The 17,134-nt window shown below is 73.2% G+C and carries 18 protein-coding genes and 1 pseudogene; 9 read left to right on the top strand and 10 right to left on the bottom strand.

Going from position 1 to position 17,134, the window contains the following annotated elements; genetic code table 11:
- The 4 genes and pseudogenes from K4G64_RS40295 to K4G64_RS41085 form a co-directional block, all read right to left on the bottom strand.
- Positions 1-1,659 (bottom strand): annotated as a pseudogene (locus K4G64_RS40295) (hypothetical protein); the annotation flags it as partial.
- A 73-nt stretch (positions 1,660-1,732) separates the two neighbouring features.
- On the bottom strand, positions 1,733-2,989 hold the full coding sequence (locus tag K4G64_RS20265; protein ID WP_221757435.1) for a serine hydrolase: 1,257 nt from the start codon (positions 2,987-2,989) through the stop codon (positions 1,733-1,735).
- A 162-nt stretch (positions 2,990-3,151) separates the two neighbouring features.
- Positions 3,152-3,364, bottom strand: a complete 213-nt coding sequence (locus K4G64_RS40300; protein WP_260460709.1) for a hypothetical protein — start codon at positions 3,362-3,364, stop codon at positions 3,152-3,154.
- An 11-nt stretch (positions 3,365-3,375) separates the two neighbouring features.
- Positions 3,376-3,624 carry a hypothetical protein gene (locus tag K4G64_RS41085; protein WP_308122437.1) on the bottom strand — a complete coding sequence of 83 codons (249 nt, stop codon included), beginning with the start codon at positions 3,622-3,624 and terminating at the stop codon, positions 3,376-3,378.
- A 74-nt stretch (positions 3,625-3,698) separates the two neighbouring features.
- Here K4G64_RS41085 and K4G64_RS41090 point away from each other — a divergent pair, with 74 nt between their 5' ends.
- The 4 genes from K4G64_RS41090 (at position 3,699) to K4G64_RS20290 (ending at position 5,654) form a co-directional block, all read left to right on the top strand.
- Positions 3,699-4,052, top strand: coding sequence for a hypothetical protein (locus tag K4G64_RS41090; RefSeq protein ID WP_308122438.1), 354 nt, complete (start codon positions 3,699-3,701; stop codon positions 4,050-4,052).
- A gap of 156 nt (positions 4,053-4,208) precedes the next feature.
- Positions 4,209-4,571, top strand: a complete 363-nt coding sequence (locus K4G64_RS20280) for a DUF1304 domain-containing protein (protein ID WP_221757436.1) — start codon at positions 4,209-4,211, stop codon at positions 4,569-4,571.
- A gap of 181 nt (positions 4,572-4,752) precedes the next feature.
- Entirely contained in the window at positions 4,753-5,127 is a 375-nt protein-coding gene (locus K4G64_RS20285) for a DUF6479 family protein (RefSeq protein ID WP_221757437.1), read from the top strand.
- A 38-nt stretch (positions 5,128-5,165) separates the two neighbouring features.
- A complete protein-coding gene (locus tag K4G64_RS20290; protein ID WP_221757438.1) occupies positions 5,166-5,654 on the top strand; it encodes a hypothetical protein in 489 nt (162 codons plus the stop codon).
- Here K4G64_RS20290 and K4G64_RS20295 read toward each other — a convergent pair.
- Positions 5,648-6,193 (bottom strand): carboxypeptidase regulatory-like domain-containing protein, encoded by a 546-nt coding sequence (locus K4G64_RS20295; protein WP_260460710.1) that lies wholly within the window; start codon positions 6,191-6,193, stop codon positions 5,648-5,650. The two genes, K4G64_RS20290 and K4G64_RS20295, sit on opposite strands and share 7 nt — an antisense overlap.
- 356 nt (positions 6,194-6,549) lie before the next feature.
- Entirely contained in the window at positions 6,550-8,211 is a 1,662-nt protein-coding gene (locus K4G64_RS20300; RefSeq protein WP_308122439.1) for a glycoside hydrolase family 13 protein, read from the bottom strand.
- A gap of 308 nt (positions 8,212-8,519) precedes the next feature.
- On the opposite strand from K4G64_RS20300, the gene K4G64_RS20305 reads away from it, so the two are divergent.
- Positions 8,520-9,455 (top strand): LAETG motif-containing sortase-dependent surface protein, encoded by a 936-nt coding sequence (locus tag K4G64_RS20305; RefSeq protein ID WP_221757440.1) that lies wholly within the window; start codon positions 8,520-8,522, stop codon positions 9,453-9,455.
- Between the two features lie 204 nt (positions 9,456-9,659).
- Here the strand turns inward: K4G64_RS20305 and K4G64_RS20310 are convergent, their stop codons facing one another.
- Complete coding sequence (locus K4G64_RS20310) at positions 9,660-10,634, bottom strand: nucleoside hydrolase (RefSeq protein WP_221757441.1); 975 nt, start codon at positions 10,632-10,634, stop codon at positions 9,660-9,662.
- A gap of 204 nt (positions 10,635-10,838) precedes the next feature.
- Between K4G64_RS20310 and K4G64_RS20315 the strand changes: the two genes are divergently transcribed.
- Both K4G64_RS20315 and K4G64_RS20320 read left to right on the top strand, forming a co-directional pair.
- Positions 10,839-11,384: a pyridoxamine 5'-phosphate oxidase family protein gene (locus K4G64_RS20315; RefSeq protein ID WP_221757442.1), complete on the top strand. Its 546-nt coding sequence runs from the start codon at positions 10,839-10,841 to the stop codon at positions 11,382-11,384.
- Between the two features lie 332 nt (positions 11,385-11,716).
- On the top strand, positions 11,717-12,502 hold the full coding sequence (locus tag K4G64_RS20320; protein WP_221757443.1) for a hypothetical protein: 786 nt from the start codon (positions 11,717-11,719) through the stop codon (positions 12,500-12,502).
- A 134-nt stretch (positions 12,503-12,636) separates the two neighbouring features.
- Here the strand turns inward: K4G64_RS20320 and K4G64_RS20325 are convergent, their stop codons facing one another.
- The 3 genes from K4G64_RS20325 to K4G64_RS20335 all read right to left on the bottom strand — a co-directional run bounded on the left by K4G64_RS20325 (position 12,637) and on the right by K4G64_RS20335 (position 15,378).
- Positions 12,637-13,440: a GAF and ANTAR domain-containing protein gene (locus K4G64_RS20325; RefSeq protein WP_221757444.1), complete on the bottom strand. Its 804-nt coding sequence runs from the start codon at positions 13,438-13,440 to the stop codon at positions 12,637-12,639.
- A 141-nt stretch (positions 13,441-13,581) separates the two neighbouring features.
- Positions 13,582-13,896: a hypothetical protein gene (locus tag K4G64_RS20330; RefSeq protein WP_221757445.1), complete on the bottom strand. Its 315-nt coding sequence runs from the start codon at positions 13,894-13,896 to the stop codon at positions 13,582-13,584.
- A gap of 138 nt (positions 13,897-14,034) precedes the next feature.
- On the bottom strand, positions 14,035-15,378 hold the full coding sequence (locus tag K4G64_RS20335; RefSeq protein ID WP_221757446.1) for a helix-turn-helix transcriptional regulator: 1,344 nt from the start codon (positions 15,376-15,378) through the stop codon (positions 14,035-14,037).
- A gap of 838 nt (positions 15,379-16,216) precedes the next feature.
- Between K4G64_RS20335 and K4G64_RS40310 the strand changes: the two genes are divergently transcribed.
- Together K4G64_RS40310 and K4G64_RS40315 are read left to right on the top strand one after the other, a co-directional pair.
- Positions 16,217-16,486, top strand: coding sequence for a hypothetical protein (locus K4G64_RS40310; protein WP_260460711.1), 270 nt, complete (start codon positions 16,217-16,219; stop codon positions 16,484-16,486).
- A gap of 57 nt (positions 16,487-16,543) precedes the next feature.
- Entirely contained in the window at positions 16,544-16,777 is a 234-nt protein-coding gene (locus tag K4G64_RS40315; protein ID WP_260460712.1) for a hypothetical protein, read from the top strand.
- Positions 16,778-17,134 lie beyond the last annotated feature (357 nt).

The following is a 17,134-nucleotide window of genomic DNA, read 5'->3' on the forward strand; positions in this document are numbered from 1 at the left end:
GGACTCGTCGCCGGGGCCGGGCTCCTGCGAGCCGTCACCGGGGACGACCTCGACGGCGAACTGGGTCATGGCGTCACCGACCGACGCGGCCACGGTGTACGCGCCCGTGCCCTCACCGGCGGTCAGCGCCGGGGCCGTCGCCTTGCCCGAGTCGTCGGTCTTGACGCGGACGACCCGGTCCTCGCCCTCGAAGCGGGGCGCGCCCTCTGCGGTGTCCTCGACGCGGAACTCCACCTCGGTGCCGGCCGGTGCCGCCGTGCCCGCCTTGACCACCCGGGCGACCAGCGCCTCGGCGAAGTCCTCCCCCTGCTCGGCCTTCTGCTCGCTGCCGCCGCCGACGCTCACGGTGTACGGCGACTCCTTGACCCGCACGGTGAAGACCGTCTCCGCGCCCAGGGTCTTCGCCCGGACGGTGAACCGGCCCTCCTTGCGGGTGCCCAGTTCGATGAACGGGGTCTGCGCACGGCCCTGGGCGTCGGTCGCCACGACGGTCTCGTCTTCGTCCGGGCCGTCGGTGATGTAGAAGAACGGCTTCACACCGTCCGGGTCGTCGATCGTGAACGTCACCGAGGCGTCCGTGACGGGCTTGCCGTCCTTGTCCCGGGCCACCACGGCCAGCGGCTTGACGCCGCCGCCCGGCTGGGTCGTCACCTCGGTGCCGGAGACCTGCACCAGCCGGTCGACCGCGGGGGTCTGCCGCCACTGCAGGACGATCCGGCCCGGGCCGCCGGGCGCGTTGACGCCGCCCTCGGCCACGCCGGAGTCGATCGGGTTGTCGGAGGGGGCCCAGAACGGGTCCTTCTTCTCCGGCGCGTTGTAGCGGCTGCCGACGACCAGCCGGGCGTCGTCCACGCGGGCCGGCTCGGCGAAGCTGGTGCCACCGCCACCACTGCCCGTGGTGGGGTCGTTGCCGGTGGAGGAACCGGTCTCGGCACCCGTGCCGCCGCCACCGCCCGCATAGCCGGCACCGCCGCCGCCACCGCCGTGGCGGCCCGCGCCGCCGTCGCCTCCGGCACCGCCCTTGGCATGGTCGGCGCCCGGAGCGCCGTTGCCGCCGGCCGCGCCGCCCTTCGCGCCCGTGGCGCCCTTGCCACCGCGGCCCGTCTCGGAGGCGTCCTGGCCGGACTCGCCACCGGCGGCGCCCGCCTGTCCGTGGGCGATGTCGCCGCCCCCGCCGCCCCCGCCCCCGGCGACCACCAGCGCCGCGCCGCCGCTCGTGCGGACGGCGCTGCTGCTGCCGCCGCGCTCGGCACCAGTGCTGCCGGCCTTGCCGCCGAGGGCGTCACCGGCGTTCAGCCCCGCGACGGCGACGCTCAGCGCCTCGCCGGGGGTGACCTTCAGGGTGCCGGCGACGAAGCCGCCCGCACCGCCGGTCGCCATGGAGTTGCCGGCGCCGCCCTCTCCCCAGGCCCGTACGTCCAGACTCGTCACGCCGGACGGCACCGTGAACTCCTGCTTCGCCTTCGACGGGTTGAACAGGCGGCAGCCGGAGAAACCCTCCGTCGGCGTGCAGGCCTGGCCGGCCAGGGCCGCACTGCCGGCGGCCGTGGCGGCCGGCGCACCCGTCAGAACGGTGCCGGCGGACAGTGCCACGAAGGCCAGGGCCGCGGCGCCGCGCCGGAATCCGGCGCGGCGGGGCACGGCGGAACCGTGATGCATCTAGGAGACTCCCCAACTCGTCACAAGCTCCCCCCCAGGGAGCCATGAAGCGCTCGATCAGAATCGAACATGACTAGTGGGACAGCTGATCAAACCTGAGACTCTTGGTCAACCGAGAATGGTTGATTCCGGACGCGGGGGCGTCCGTGCACAGCGCGCGCACGACATGCGCGGCGATGGCGTCGTCGATCGGGTGCTGCTTCGGGAGGCCGTTCTCGTCGAGCTCCTGGTACTTCATCAGGTTCTGCGCGAGAGCCACCTGGCGCTTGCCGTCCCGGCTGGACAGCGCGATCGTGCCGGCTCCGAACACCGCCCCGTCGTGGCCCCAGAAGCGGCCGCAGCCGCGCAGTTCGAGGGAGTAGATGCCGAGGCCGTAGTCGATGCCGGAGACGGGGACCGTGCGCGTCATCTCGTCGAGGGAGGCCTTGCCGACCAGCTTCCCGCCGAGCAGGGCGCGGTAGAAGCGGTTCAGGTCGTCAGTGGTGGAGACAACCGCGCCCGCGGTGGACGCCCACGACATGTCGTAGACGCTGAAGTCGCGGGGCGGGTCGAGCAGTCCGAACCAGGACTCGTACATCCGCGGGTGCGGGCCCTTGATGTACGGGGTGCGCGGCAGGTACGTGTGGCGCAGCCCGGCCCGGTCGATGACGTGCCGGGCGAGGTAGGCGCCGGCCTTCTGGCCGGTGACCTTCTCCATCAGCAGCCCGGCGATGACGTAATTGGTGTTGGAGTACGAGCCGGGCACCGTGCCGGGGCGTCCGGTGGCGGGGGCGGCGAGGCCCATCCGGACGAGTTCCGCGGGGCGTACGGAGCGGAAGCGTTCCTCTTCGAGGCTGCCCGTCGAGCCCTCGGCGAGGGACGGGAAGGCGCTCAGGACGTAGTCGCCGATGCCGCTGGTGTGGTTCAGGAGCATGCGGACGGTGATCTTCCGGCCGCGCTCCCCGGGTATCAGGTCCGGGAGGTAGTCGCCGACGGGCTCGTCGAGCCGGATCCGGCCGCGTTCCACCTGCTGCATGATGCCGACGGCGGTGAAGGTCTTGCTGATGCTCCCCACCCGCTGCCGCATGCCCGGCGTGACGGGCCGTCCGGTGGCCACGTCGGCCACACCCGAGGCGCCGGTCCACCCTTCCCGGCCGTCCCGCACGGACGAGAAGGCGCCGTACATGCCCGCCTCATGGACGGCGTCCAGCGAGTCGCGCAGGGCGGGTCTGTCCAGGGAGGCGGTGTCCCGGGCGGCGGGTGTGCCGGCGTGTGCGGGGGCCGTCAGCACGGCGGTGGTCGTCAGCAAGGTGGTGCCCAGAACGGTTCCGAGGAGCCGGGCGATACGCAACTGCGTGTCCCTTCCGTGGTGTTCGAGAACATCGATGTTCGACTGCGTCGGTTTTCGACTCGGTCGTGTTCGAACAGGTCGGGATCATCGTCTTGGGCGGCGGACAGTCCTTACATCCTTCCGAGGGATGATCGAAAACTGGCCGCCGACCTTGACGCGCCGTCACGCCGCTTGCGAGTCCGCCGTGGTGCGCAGCGCCTCCACCGACTCCCGGCACGGCGCGTCCGTCGCGAGCAGCTCGGCATGGCCGCCCCGGGCGCGGACCCGGCCGGCCTCCATCACCACGATGGTGTCCGCCTCGATCACGGTCGCCAGCCGGTGGGCGACGGTGACGACCGCGCCGGCCGCCGCGCGGGCGCGCACGCAGGTCTGCACGGCGGCCTCGGTCAGCCCGTCGAGCTGGGCCGTCGCCTCGTCCAGGAGCAGGACGTCCGGGGTGCGCGGCAGGGTCCGGGCCAGGGCGATGCGCTGCCGCTCACGCCGGAGACCGCCGCGCCGGACAAGGGCGTGTCGAGTCCCTCGTCCAGGGCGTCGACCTTCTCGGCCGGCCGCACCTCGCGCGGAACGCGCCGCAGTTCCTCGTCGGTCGCGCCGGGGCTCGCCGGCAGCGGGTTGTCGCGGATCGTCCCGGGCACGACCGGGGTGTCCTGCTCGACGTACGCCAGGCGACCCGACCACGTCGCTCGGCGACGTCGCGACGGCGGCGGGTGTGGGACGTACGACGGTCCACCGCTACTTCCCCGAGCGGTCGGATCTGCTCGCCGCGATCAGCGCGGACCTCCTGGACAAGGTCGAGGCGGCGACCGAGCGCGCCCGGCTCGACGGCGGCCCGGCCGCCGAAACTGGGACGACGAGTCCCCGGCCGACCTGCACTTCCTGCACACGGTCCGGCGCGGTCACGCCGAGGGCAGCATCGATGCCGAGCTCCACGAGCAGTGGCGTCCACAACCCGGTGTGGGCCCTGCTGTACACGGCCTGGGAGCACACCCGCACGACCGGCACGCCCAAGCACTCGGCGCTGACCCTGTGCCTGCACACCCTGCGCAAGGCCATCGCGCCATAGGCGGGAAGACCGGGCCCGGCTCCCGAGCGGCACACGCGGGGACGCGACGGCCGGACCCGGTCTTCCTCTGGGCGCAATCTGCCAGTCCGGGACCCGCGGCGCCTCCCGGGAGGGCCCGAACGAGGGCGGGCCGGGCGGTGCTGTGATGATGAGCGCATGTCGACCGTCGCCACGCTCGCGGTGCTGGCCCTCGCCGCGCTCCACGCCTACATCCTGGTGCTGGAAATGTTCCTGTGGACCACGCCGCGGGCCCGGGCCGCCTTCGGCACCACGGCCGAGTTCGCCGCCGCGACGAAGGCCCTGGCGGCCAACCAGGGCCTCTACAACGGCTTCCTCGCCGCCGGCCTGGTGTGGGGCGCGGTCGCGTCCGACCCGGTGGGCTTCCAGGTCTCGGTGTTCTTCCTGGTGTGCGTCGCGATCGCGGGGGTCTACGGCGCCGCGACCGCCAGCCGGAAGATCATCTTCGTTCAGACCGTCCCGGCGCTGGCCGCCCTGGCCCTGGTCCTGCTCGCACACTGAGCCGGAGTCGAGGGGGGTCCTGCGGCGGTGAGGGCGGTACGGAGGTCCGGGCCGCCGTGGCCTCCTCGTGCGGGGACGGGGTGTCACCGTGAGGTCGCCAGCGGCGCGGCCCGGGTTGCCGGGCACAGAGCGAAGGGACATTCCGGGCGCTTTATCTCATTCCGTCGGTGATACTTGGGGCATGAATACGGCAACGTATGCAGAACTGGCGGCGTCGTCAGATCACGCGGTCGCCGTGACCATCGCCTTCGTCGGCGGGCTGATCGTGGCCTGTGGGCTGATCTGGGCCGTGCGGGTCGGGATGCGGGTCATGGACAAGGACATCCATCACCCCTCCCCGGAGGAACAGCCGCACGTCCCCGACAGCGGGCCGGTCCGCGAGATGCGGGAGATGCGCGAGCCCGACGACGTGCCGGTCGTGACGCGCGACGGGCAGCGGCTCATGCCCCATGAGCTCCACCGGGCGAGCACCAGGACCGGAAAGGATCAGAAACCGCGCCGCTGGTCGCCGGGATCCAGTGGATCCTTCGGCGGCGGCGGACTCGGCCGTACATGAGGCAGTGAGGCCGTAGGGCCGTAGACCAGGGAGGCGACATGGCTGCCCGCCACCGGACCCGCTGGGCGACGGGAGGGGCGGCCGTGGCGCTCGCCCTGTCCGCCGTGCTCACCGGCTGCAGCGGAGACGACACTCCCTCCGACACCGCCAGCAAGGCGGAGTCCGCGGTGGCGTCGATCGCCTCCGGGGCCTCCGAGGCGATCGAGTCCGCCACGGCGGAGGCCGGGCGTCGCCTCGACGACATCCAGGACGGCATCGACGTCAAGGGCGACGTCAAGGTCGGCGCGCCCGTCGCCGGCTCCGACGGCCGGGTCCGGGCCGAGGTCACCGTCCGCAACTCCGACGACTCGGCCCACTCCTTCGCCGTCCAGGTCGACTTCCACAGCTCCGGGGGCGACCTGGTCGACACCGTCATCGTCACGATCGACCACGTACAGGCCGGCGAGTCCGCCACGGCCACCGCCCGCAGCACCCACGCCCTCTCCGGCGACGTCCGCGCGGACGTGGCCCGCGCCGTGCGCTACTGACGCCCCGCGTCGGCCTCCGCTGTCACCACGATGTCGATCTGCTCGCTCATCGCGCTCACCCCGTTCAGGGCGGCGACCGTCTGGAGCCGGTTGGCGCCCGCCGGGAGGCCGGTGCCGGGCGTGCAGTTCCAGGTGCCGTCGGGGGCGGTGGTGGTCGCGCAGGCCTCCTGGTCGTCCTTGTCGCGGACGGTGACCTGGGCTCCCGGGTGGGCGGTGCCGGAGACCTCCGGCCGGGCGGCCAGCGGTACCCCGGACAGGGGGCGGGTCAGGGTCGGCGAGGCCAGGCCCACGGTCACCAACCACCGGCCGACGGCCCGCGGCACGCCCCGGGCGTCGGTGAGGCGCAGCGAGCAGTCCCGCAGCCGGGTGCCGGGGACGGCCAGCACGAAGGGGAGCACGTTGTCCGGCCCGGACTCCCCGCCGGTGACGGTGTACGCGGCGCTGCGTCCGTCGGCGGCGACCGAGCCGCGGTAGCCGGACGCGTCGAGCGGTACGCCGGTCACCCGCGTACCCCGGGGCGCGGTCAGCGTCAGCGTCACGCCCTCGGCGCCCTCCGGGACACCCGCGACCTCGACGATGCCCTCCCGGCCGGGTGCGAGAGCCCACCGTCCCGTGCCACCGCGGACGCCCCCGGCACCACGAACACTCCCGCCACAACGCCCACCACCACGTCTGCCGTCCTGCTGCACCTGTTCATCGCGGGCGGGGCTCCTTGTCCGTGTCGGGCCGTCGAAGACACTCCGCCGACGAATCTCACGGCGGCCCGTACGAACGGCACGCCCGACTGATCCACGCGAGTGTCCCCACGCCCCGAAGGGGTGCGGGGCTGTGCCGATCTGCGGCTCCGCCGCGGGGCGCGACCAGCCCCCCACACGGCCGCAGCCAAAGAACGACCTCACCGGCCCAGCCACACCGTCGTGTCCGGCCCCACCCGACCGTCCTCCAGCGGCGCACTGCTCAGCAGCACCTCACCCGCCGGCAGCTCGACCGGCCTGCCCGACAGATTCGTGACGCACCGCCACCCCTCGCAGCGGTCGAACCGGAGCACGCCCTCCGGGGCGTCCGCCGCCCACGTCAGCTCCTCCCCGTCGAGGAGCTTGCGGCGCAGCCGCAGGGCCGTGCGGTACAACTCCAGCGTCGAGCCCTCGACGCCGTCCTGCGCCTCGACGGCGTAGTCGGCGAAGGCGGCCGGCTGCGGCAGCCACGCACCGCCGGGCCCAAAGCCGTACGACGGCCCGGTCGTCGTCCACGGCAGCGGCACCCGGCAGCCGTCGCGACCCTTGCGGACGTGGCCCGTCTGCTCCCAGATCGGGTCCTGGAGGACCTCGGTGGGCAGGTCGGCGACCTCGGGCAGGCCGAGTTCCTCGCCCTGGTAGACGTACGCGGAGCCGGGCAGCGCCAGCATCAGCAGGGTGGCCGCCCGGGCCCGGCGCAGCCCGGCCGCCTCGTCGAGGGCCGGGGCGTGGCCGCCGGAGAGGAGCCAGGCATTGGGGTCGGTGCCGGGCGGCAGCGTGAGGCGGGAGGCGTGCCGTACGACGTCGTGGTTGGACAGCACCCAGGTGGCCGAGGCGCCCGCCGCCCGGGCGGTGGCGAGCGAGTCGGTGATGACCTGCCGCAGTTCCTCCGCGTCCCAGCCGGCCTGCAGATACTCGAAGTTGAAGGCCTGGCCCAGTTCGTCGGGACGGGCGTACAGCGCACGCCGGGCGCCGGGCACCCACGCCTCGGCGACGGCCATGCGGGGCGGGCGGTAGGCGTCGAGGATCTTGCGCCAGTCGCGGTAGATCTCGTGCACGTCGTCGCGATCGTAGAAGGGGTGTGTGCCGGGCGGCATCGCGGCCAGTGCCTCCTCGCCGCTCAGTTCGGGGGCGCCGAGGTCGCGCAGGGGTTCGCTCAGGTCCTTGGCCAGGGCGTGGGCGACGTCGACGCGGAAGCCGTCGACCCCGCGGTCGGACCAGAAGCGCAGGGTGGTGCGGTAGTCGGCGCGGACCTCCTGGTTCTCCCAGTTGAGGTCGGGCTGCTCGGGGGCGAACAGATGGAGGTACCACTGCCCGTCGGGCACCCGCTTCCACGCGCTGCCGCCGAAGACGGACTGCCAGTCGGTGGGCGGGAGTTCGCCGTGTTCGCCGCGTCCGTCGCGGAAGACGTAGCGGTCGCGGGCCGCCGAGCCGGGCCCGGCGTCCAAGGCCTCCTGGAACCAGACGTGCCGGTGCGAGGAGTGGTTGGGGACGATGTCGACGATGACCTTCAGGCCGAGGCGGTGGGCCTCGCCGACCAGGGCGTCGAAGTCGTCGAGGGTGCCCAGGCGCGGGTCGACGCCCCGGGGGTCGGCGACGTCGTAGCCGCCGTCGGCGAGTTCCGACGGGTAGAACGGGCTCAGCCACAGGGCGTCGACGCCCAGGGCGGCGAGGTGGGTGAGACGACGGGTGATGCCGCGCAGATCACCGAGTCCGTCGCCGTCGGCGTCGGCGAAGCTGCGGGGGTAGATCTGGTAGACGACGGCCTGGCGCCACCAGTCGGGGTCACGGGACGACAGGTCGAGGGTGGAGCGATCGGTCACGCGGTCTCCTTCGCAGGGCATACGGGCGACTGCATTGAATCTGTCCAGAATGCCAGGAAAAGGAACCATCGCGCCGATCGGAGCAGTCCATTCCTGCTGTGACGGAAGTGTGATGGCGGCACAACTCCCTTTGCATTACCGCAGGTTGACAGCGTGCTGCGGCGCCGCCACGATGGGGGCCACTGAGGCGCATGTGACCAATGAGCCCAGTGTTTCTCAGACCACTCACCCCCGGTACGGCCCCGGCAGCCGCGCGCTGCCCGCATGCCGCCGGCCGGGTTCGGCACACGCCAAGAAATGGGATACGCATGTCCATAGCGAGACGTGTCACCGCGCGACGCCTGCTGGGGACCGGCGCCGCGGCCCTCGCCCTCTGCGCCGCCTCCGCCACGACCGCGTTCGCGCAGGGTACGCCCGGCGGGGACGGCTGGTCGTCCGGCGGCAGCTACAAGCCGGGCACGGGTGCGGGCACGGAGACCGGGACCGATCGCTGTCAGTTCTCGCTCGACGGCACCACCTTCCAGGACTCGGTCAAGGTCGACGACCAGAACCTGAAGCCGACCGACGACGGCAAGGTCCACATCAAGGTCCGCACCGCCGGTGACGCGGCCACCTGCACGGCATCCCTCGCTTCCTACCTCGCCCACGGCGCGACGTTCGCGACCTCCGGCGAGCAGGTGTTCGTCGACTTCGACACGGTGACGGTCAAGCCGGGCGGCACCGAGTCGCTCGACATCGCCATCCCGGACAAGGGCTGCTTCGGGCAGATCGACCTCTACCGGGGCGCGGTGAAGTTCGACGGCGAGCTCGACGCGAAGGACGGCTTCGAGCACGGCGACCTGCCCAAGGGCCCAGACCGCCCGGTCATCAAGGACAAGCTGATCGCGGCCTGGAACGGCGGGACGAAGAACTGCACGACCCCGCCGCCCGCGCAAACCTCGCCGCCCGCCTCCACGCCGCCCGCGAGCCCGTCCGAGCCGGCCGAGGAGACCACGCCCCCGGCGTCCCCGTCCGAGCCGGCGAAGCCCTCGACGCCGCCGTCCTCCGACACGGACACGCCCACCCCGAGCGCCTCCGAGTCGACGCCCGTCGCGCCCAAGCCGAACGGCGGGGGCGGCGACCTCGCCGAGACCGGCGCCGACAGCAGCACCGGCCCGATCGCCCTCGGCGCGGCGGCCCTGCTGGCGGGCGGCGCGGCCCTCGTCGTCGCGACCCGACGCCGCGCGGCCAAGCGCAACGCGTGAGGACGCCCGAACCCAAGAGGAACAGCCGAACTCTGCAGGGGCGCCAGACCACCGGGCAGACCACCGCGGCCATTTCGCGTACCGGGGCGGACGCCGGTAGCCGGTGTTTCACGTGAAACAGCACGGCGGGGCGGGAGACCCTCACGTCTCCCGCCCCGCCGTGCTGTTGAATCCGGTGCACCCTCAGGATCGAGAGTCCATGGATCACATCTCGACCGTCGCCAGGTAGAGCTTCACGTAGCGCTCCACGTCCACGTCCAGCCCCACGTCGACCAGCGGCTGCTCGCGTGTGCCCTCGTGGAGTTCCGCCTCGCCGGGCCGGGGGCGGCGGTCCACGATGGTCATGCCGCGCGTCGGCCCGGGCGCGAGGGAGACGTCGACCGGGAGGCGGTGGGTCGTCAGGCCCTCCGGGTCGGCGACCGCGCACACCGCGCCCGCGTCGCCGAGGCCGCCGGCCGTCTCGGAGGGGTCGTCGGGACGGCTGTCCGGATGGGCCGGACGGTGCGCGAGCAGCTCCCCGGCCAGCCGCGCCCCCGGTTCACCGCTCTCCCGCAGCCTGCGGACATCCGCCTCGGGGACCACGACCCGGGTGAACACGTCCAGCCCGTACATCGTGATCGGCACCCCGGCCGTGAGCAGGATCGCGGCGGCCTCCGGGTCGTGCCAGACGTTGAACTCCGCGACGGGCGTGGCGTTCCCGACGGCCGCCGCGCCACCCATGAAGACGATCCGCTCGATGTTGCGGACCGCCTCCGGATGTGTGCGCAGGAGCAGCGCGATGTTGGTGAGGGGAGCCGTGGGGATGAGGGTGACCGGGCGCGGGGAGGCGAGGATCTCGCGCCGCAGCAGCGTCACCGCGTCGACGTCGGCGGGCCGCCGGGACGGCTCCGGCAGGCCCAGGTCGCCCATGCCGTCGTGCCCGTGCACGTGCTGCGCCGAGCGGGGAGCCTCGATCAGCGGCCGCTCGGCGCCCCGGGCGACGGGGATGTGGGGAGCGCCGGCCTGCTCCAGCACGGTCAGGGTGTTGCGGACGACGCCGTCGACGTCGGTGTTCCCGGCCACGCAGGTGATCGCCCGCACGTCGAGCGCCGGGTGGCGTACGGCGAACAGCAGGGCGAGGGCGTCGTCGACACCGGTGTCGCAGTCGATGATCACCGGGATGGGCTGACCGTCCGTCACGGCGGGGACTCCTTCCAGTGGCTGCGCGGCAAAGCTCCGCAGCAGCGACCTTACGGCCCCGGCCCGCTCCGGGATCCGGCCCGCGTCAGGACCGGCATACCGCCGTGGCTGACCGGCACCGCCCGGCCACACGAACGGACGCGGCGATGATTCCGGCCCCGCCGGACGGTCGTTATGGGCAGGAGACGAGGAAGGAGCCCCGCCATGCCCGCACAGCAACCGACGACCGAGCTCGACGCCCGCTACAGCTCCGCGCTCAACCCCCGCCCGGGTGCCTCGGAGGTCACCGCCACCTCCTGGGCCGAGGCGCAGGGGCGGCTGGAGGCCGCCGAGATCTTCTGGGTGTCCACCGTGCGGCCGGACGGCCGACTGCACGTCACGCCCTGCATCGCCGCCTGGCACGACGGGGTGCTGTACTTCTCCACCGGCCGCACCGAGCAGAAGGCGAAGAACCTGGCGCACGACGCCCACTGCGCGCTGACCACCGGGTCGAACTCCCTCACCGACGGGCTCGACCTCGTCGTAGAGGGCCGGGCCGAACCCGTCGCCGACCGGGCGCGCCTGGAGGAGGTGATCACGGCGTACGAGACGAAGTACGGCCCGCACATCACCTCCCCCGAGGGCACCTTCCACGGCATCGGGGACGCCTTCCGCGGCGGCGAGGTGGTGGTGTTCGCGGTGACCCCGGACACGGCGTACGGCTTCGGCCGGGACAACGGGGTGTACAGCCACACGCGTTGGACGTTCTGAGACCGGCCGCGCCCGTGCGGACCCGTCCTACGACGGGCGCGCCCCGGGCGGACCCGTCATACGACGCGTCCCACAGCCCGGGCCCTCGGGCCGCCACTCGGTCGCCGATGCGGCGCAGCGGCCCGCCCGCCGGTCCTGAGGGGCGGTGGGCGGGCCGGTCCGGTCACCCGGACGGCCCGTATCGCTGGTGGGCGGGCCGGTCCGGTCACCCGGACGGCCCGTATCGCTGGTGGGCGGGCGGTCGCGGTGGTGCCGTAAGAGCACTCACCCGATCTTGGAGAGCCCGCCCCCGCACGCAGGCGCCTCCATGAGCCCCCGCAGGAGGCACCCCGATGACCCGTCCCCCGGCCCCCCGTGCCCTCCTGGCCTCCGCGCTGTCCGTCACCGCCCTGCTCACCACGGCCGGCTGCTCCGTCGACGACGAGCCGCGGCCCCGGTGGTTCTCCGCCTCCGCGTCCGCCACCGCCGTGTCACCCGCCGTCGAGCAGCCCGCCGGTTCCGGGGCCGCCCTCACCGAGGCCCAGGCCCGGGCGGCCCTGGTCACCGAGGCCGACCTCGGGGAGCCGTGGGCGCCGACCCGGGGCGCGCGGACCTGGCGGGACGGACTGCTGAAGGCCACCACGGAGGACCGGGACTGCCAGCGGCTGCTGGACGCCCTCTACACGGAGGAGCCGTTCGGCACGCCGAAGGGCCCGCAGGCGACGTCCGCGCTCGACGACGGCGACACCGACGCCCAGTTGCACTACCGGGTCACCGCTCACCCCCCGGCCGACGTGGACCGCACGCTGGACTGGATGAAGTCGCTGCCCGGCAGGTGCGGCGAGTTCACGGCCGCGACCACCCGCGGCGGCATCCAGGGCGTGGAGGTCAGCGACCTGCCGCTGCCGCCGGTGGGAGACGCCCGGCAGGCCCTGCGGGTCACGCTGGCCGGCGAGACGGAGGAGGGGGAGCTGACATACCTCACGGTCGACCTCGCCGCCGTCCGCGTCGGCGAGGAGACGATCACCCTCACCAACGCGGGCCTCGACGAGGTGTACGCGGAGGTCACCCAGCAGGCCGTGCAGCTCGGGGCGCAGCGGCTGGCCGAGATCAGGAAGCAGGGGCGGGCGCAGATCTGACGGCCCCCGGCCCGGGGAAGTCATGACCGGGTCCCAGGGGCGGTGCCGATCTCGGGGCCCGTACCGGGTCTCAGGGCCGGTGCCGGATCTCAGGGCCGGTGCCGGATCTCAGGGCCGGTACCGGATCTCAGGGGTCAGGACCGGTCGAAACGCGTGCGGTGGGCGATCACGTCGCGTGCCACGTGCAGGGCCGTGCGCCCGCGTGCGAAGGCGTCCGCCCGCAGCCGCGCCAGCGCGTCGTCCGCGCCCACGCCGAGCTGCGCCATGATCATGCCGACGGCCTGGTAGATCTCGTCGTGGTCGGAGGCCAGGCCGCTCAGCCAGTCGTCCTCGCCGTCCTGCGTCTTCGGCTCGTCGCCGTGCGGCAGTGCCATCAGGGCCACGGTCATCACGCCGGCCACGATCCGGGCCACGTGCAGCTGCCGGTCGGTGAGGGAGCCGGGGCGGTCGCGGTACAGGTCGAGCGTGCCCACGCACGCCGCGCCGCTGCCCAGCGGAACCGCGTACACGGCCCGTACCCCCGCCTCCGTCGCCTGCTGGGCGAAGACCGGCCAGCGTCCCGCGTCGTGGCCGCTGGTCAGGTCGCAGGCGAGCACGGGCGCCCCGTCCTCCACGGCGCTCTGGCAGGGGCCGTCGCCCAGCGTCGCCTGGATCTGCGACAGGTGCGCGGCCTGCGGGCTGCTCGCGCTCAGCTGTACGGGCATGCCCTCGCTGCGCAGCGACACACTCGCGCCGATCACCGGCAGCAGTTCCACCGCCACCTCGCACAGCCGCCCCGGGACCTCGCCGGGCTCGGCGCCCCGTACGCCCCGGGCGATCACGTCGGCGGCCCGGGCTCCGTCCGGGTCCCGGCCGTCACCCCCGGCGCGGCCGTGGCCCGACGCGTCGTCGTCGCCGTCGGAGGCGCCTCGGGGATCGTCCCTGGGCCGCACGACCACCGCCTCCTTCGATCACCGCGGCCGACCGCAGCACGCGACAACGGCGCGCGACCGCACCCGAGCCCGGTGCCCGCCCGGCACCGGGCCCGGCACCCGCCCGGATCACTCCGAGCTCTCCCGGAATCGTGCCCCGACTACCCGTTACGGATGGGGCAAAACCACCGGGCGGGGCGTCACCGTGCGGTACGGGGCCTCAGCGCTTCTCGTACGGGTCGTCCGGCTGCCGCACCCGCCGCGCGGAGGTCGCGTCGACGACCGGCGCCAGGCTTCGGCCGCGCCGGGGGTGACGGCCGAGACCCAGGAGTCGACCGGCGGCGCCGACACACCGCGTACCTCGGCCTTGGCGGTCGTGGCGTCGGCGGTGCAGCAGGAGAGGTCGAGGGCCGGCACGGGTCCGGGCATCGACGCCACCGTCGCGATGGCGAGCAGCACGGCACCGCCGAGGACGGTGTGCACCGGGGCCCTCAGGCCCAGCGTGTGCCGTCGGCCGCCGTCCGTCGGCTCTCCGTCCGTTGGTTCGCCACGCGCCCGCCCCGGTCGTTCACATCCCGGGCGGGAGGCCAACCCGCACGGCTGTGCGAGGGCTCTGCCTTCTCAGAGCGGAGGCTGTGCGGGCGCGGGTCCGAGGGTGGTGGTGCCTGGGGCCGTGCGGTGCCCGAGGCCCGTCCGGTAGGCGTCCAGGGCCGCCTCCACCCGTCCGGTCCGCCGCAGCAGGTCCCCGAGCAGCCGGCACAGGTCGGCCAGGTCACCGGCGGCGCCCGCCCGTTCCAGCAGGCTCAGGGCGCGGACGTAGTGCTCCTCGGCGTCCTCCGTGCGGCGGGCGTCCTCGGCGATGATGCCGAGCAGACGGTGCGCGGCCGCGGAGTGGACGGCGCCGCGCTCGGGGGACAGGTGCCCGAGGACGTCGTGCAGCAGGGCCGCCGCCTCGTCGGACAGGCCGCGCCGGTGCAGCACGTCGGCCAGCTCCACGGCGACCTGGCTGCTGTAGAGGGCGGCGCGTCTGGCCGACAGCATGCCGAGGGCCTGCCGCAGCTCCTCCTCGGCGCGCTCCAGTTGGCCGTCCTGGGCGTAGACGTAGCCGCGCATCCAGTGACAGTTGGCGAGTTCGGTGCGGATCTGCAGGTTCCGGTAGAGCTCGGCGGCTTTGGCCAGGGAGGCGTCGGCCTCGGCGAGACGGCCCTCGGCGACCAGGGTGCGGGCGACGGACCGGTGCATCCGCGCGACCAGGGCGGGGTCGTCGGACCGGGGGGCGAGGGCCAGGGCGAACTCGGCGGCCTGGGCGGCCCGGGCGTGCGCGCCCATGTCCATGTAGGGGCCGATGGCGCTGGCGTAGAGCAGGAGGAGGGCGTCCGGGTCGTGCAGGCCGCCGCGGTTGAGTTCGTCGAGGGTGGTCTCCAGCAGGTAGACGGCGTAGCGGAGTTCACCGGCGAGGTAGTGGGCCACGGCCCGGCCGCGCAGGGCCGGGACCCGGGCGGGCAGCGGGGCGTCGGCCAGACATTCCTCGGCCCGCTCGAAGTACTGCCGGCCGGCCACGAGTTCGCCCGTCTCCAGGGCGCACTCGCCGAGCCCGAGCAGCGCGGTGGACTGCTCCGCGGCCAGGTGGTTCGCCTCGGCCTCGACGAGCAGTTCGGCGTAACTCTCGGCCGCCGCCTCGGCCTCGCCGACGGCGAGGGTGCGCCGGGCCTCGGTCAGCCGCAGCCGCAGGCCGGTGACGAGCCGGGCGGAGTGCCCGCCGGCGAGCTCGTCGAAGGCGACGCCGAGCCGCTCCGCGAGGTGCCGCAGGGCGTCGTCCGAAGGGCGCACCCGGCCGGACTCCAGGGTGGAGATGTAGGCCGGTGTGTACACGGGTTCCGCCAACTGCCTTTGCGTCAGTCCGCGTTCCACACGCAACCGCTGCACCCGGCGACCGATGGTCCCCGGATCATCACGCTCCCCCACGCCAACTCCCCCTGCCACTCTTGCCGTTCGGCCTGTGCTGCCCCTAGGTTAATCGGAGTGTTAAGCCGCATTGTCGAACGTGCTTAATACGTTGCCGCCACAGTCGCCGCCCCAGTTGCGAGGTCGCCGTGCTCGAACGCACACGCACCGCCGAGCGGTACGCCCGAGGTCTGACGGCTGCGGTCGTCGCCGTCGCCACGCTCCTGCTGGCGGCGAACACGGGATCGGCGAGAGCGGAGGAGAGCCGGTCCGAGCCGGCACTTCACAGCGACGTGAGCGACAAAGGCGACGCAGCCGGACGATGAGACGGTGAGGACGCCTGCCCCGGGGTTCTTCGAGCCGCGGACCGCTTGGAGGCAAGTGCCCGGCGGACAGGGCGTACCCGCGCGTTGGATGCCCGCCGCACAGGGGTGTGAATCAGCCAACAGAGTGACCACGCGCTCCCCTGACTCTTCACCCGTGCTTCACATGGGGCGCACTGTTCAACTGCGGGGCGGCACAGGGGTTACGTCACCTCAGCGGCCTTCTGCCCTCATGAAGCGTTCAGGCCATTCCTTCGACCGACCGACCCGCATGTCGGCTCTTCGACTATGTTCTACGCCTATTGCGGTACACACACGGGACGGAACGACCAATCCGTTCTACCAGGCGCCCGCCCGACCACCGGGAGCCTCACCAGGGGGAAACATCGCTCATGCCTTGCCACTGCCTTTTGTGCACACCGATGTGACCTGTGGTGGTCCCTCGCCGGTGCACGCATGCCCAACTCCCGGCGGAGCGTCCGAAGATGACGCGTGCGGTCCTGAGCCAGCTCTCTCTTGAACAGGAGCACCTGACTATGCGCACATTGATACGTTTCATCGCCCCGGCGGCCGCCCTCGTCTCCGTTCTCGCCGTCACCCCGCAGGCCATGGCCGCCGACCACGCCCCCTCGGGCAGCGGCATGCGCGTCCCTGGGACCAGTGTCGCGTTCTCCGAGAACGGAGCCCGTGACGCCCGGACGCGCGCGATCGCGGCGGAGAACCCCGCCGCCGTCCGCGCCACTGCGACGCTGTGCGGATCCGGGTACGAACTCGAGGCCGCCGAGCAACTCCCGGACGCGCGCTGATTCGGCACCCTGTTCACCTACACGAGATCCACGACCAGCGTGTCGGGGGCCTGCGCGGTGTTCGACAACAACCTCGGCACGGCGAAGCACATGAAGCTGAAGCTGTGCCCGAACAAGGCCGGTGTGGCCTGCAAGGTGGACGAGGGAACGTACTCACAGTACGCGGGCCCGGTCAAAGGCGAGGGCAACCACGACGCCGGCTGGAACAACTGCTCCCGGGTGACCGCGATCATGTGGTCGAGCGGCGTCGCGATCATCGACCGAGTCAGGTTCGTAGCCCCCTGCGACTGACCATTCCGGGCGTCTGCGTTCACCGATCGAGTCGCAGGCGCCAGGAGGTGTGACGCGACAGCGGGCGCGTTCACGAACGTTGCCCGCCTGTGCCCGGGTACCTCAGGGCCGGCGGAGACTGCTGCACCTGTCACAGCGGAAGCCGGGTGCGCCCCTGCGGCGCACCCGCGCTGGAGGCGGCTCGGCACCGCGGCCCTGGACGAGGTTCGCGCACCACGCAGGGGCCTCCGAGCTCGCCCCATCGGCCTTCACCTCGGCGCTCGCCCTGAGACTTGCCGCCCGGCGTGCAACCGGGCCGGCGAGCGGCCCCCACGCACCCGTCGACGTCCTTCGACGATGACAACGACAGCCCAGGAC

Source organism: Streptomyces sp. WAC04114 (genome assembly GCF_019733245.1).
Lineage (GTDB): Bacteria > Actinomycetota > Actinomycetes > Streptomycetales > Streptomycetaceae > Streptomyces > Streptomyces massasporeus_A.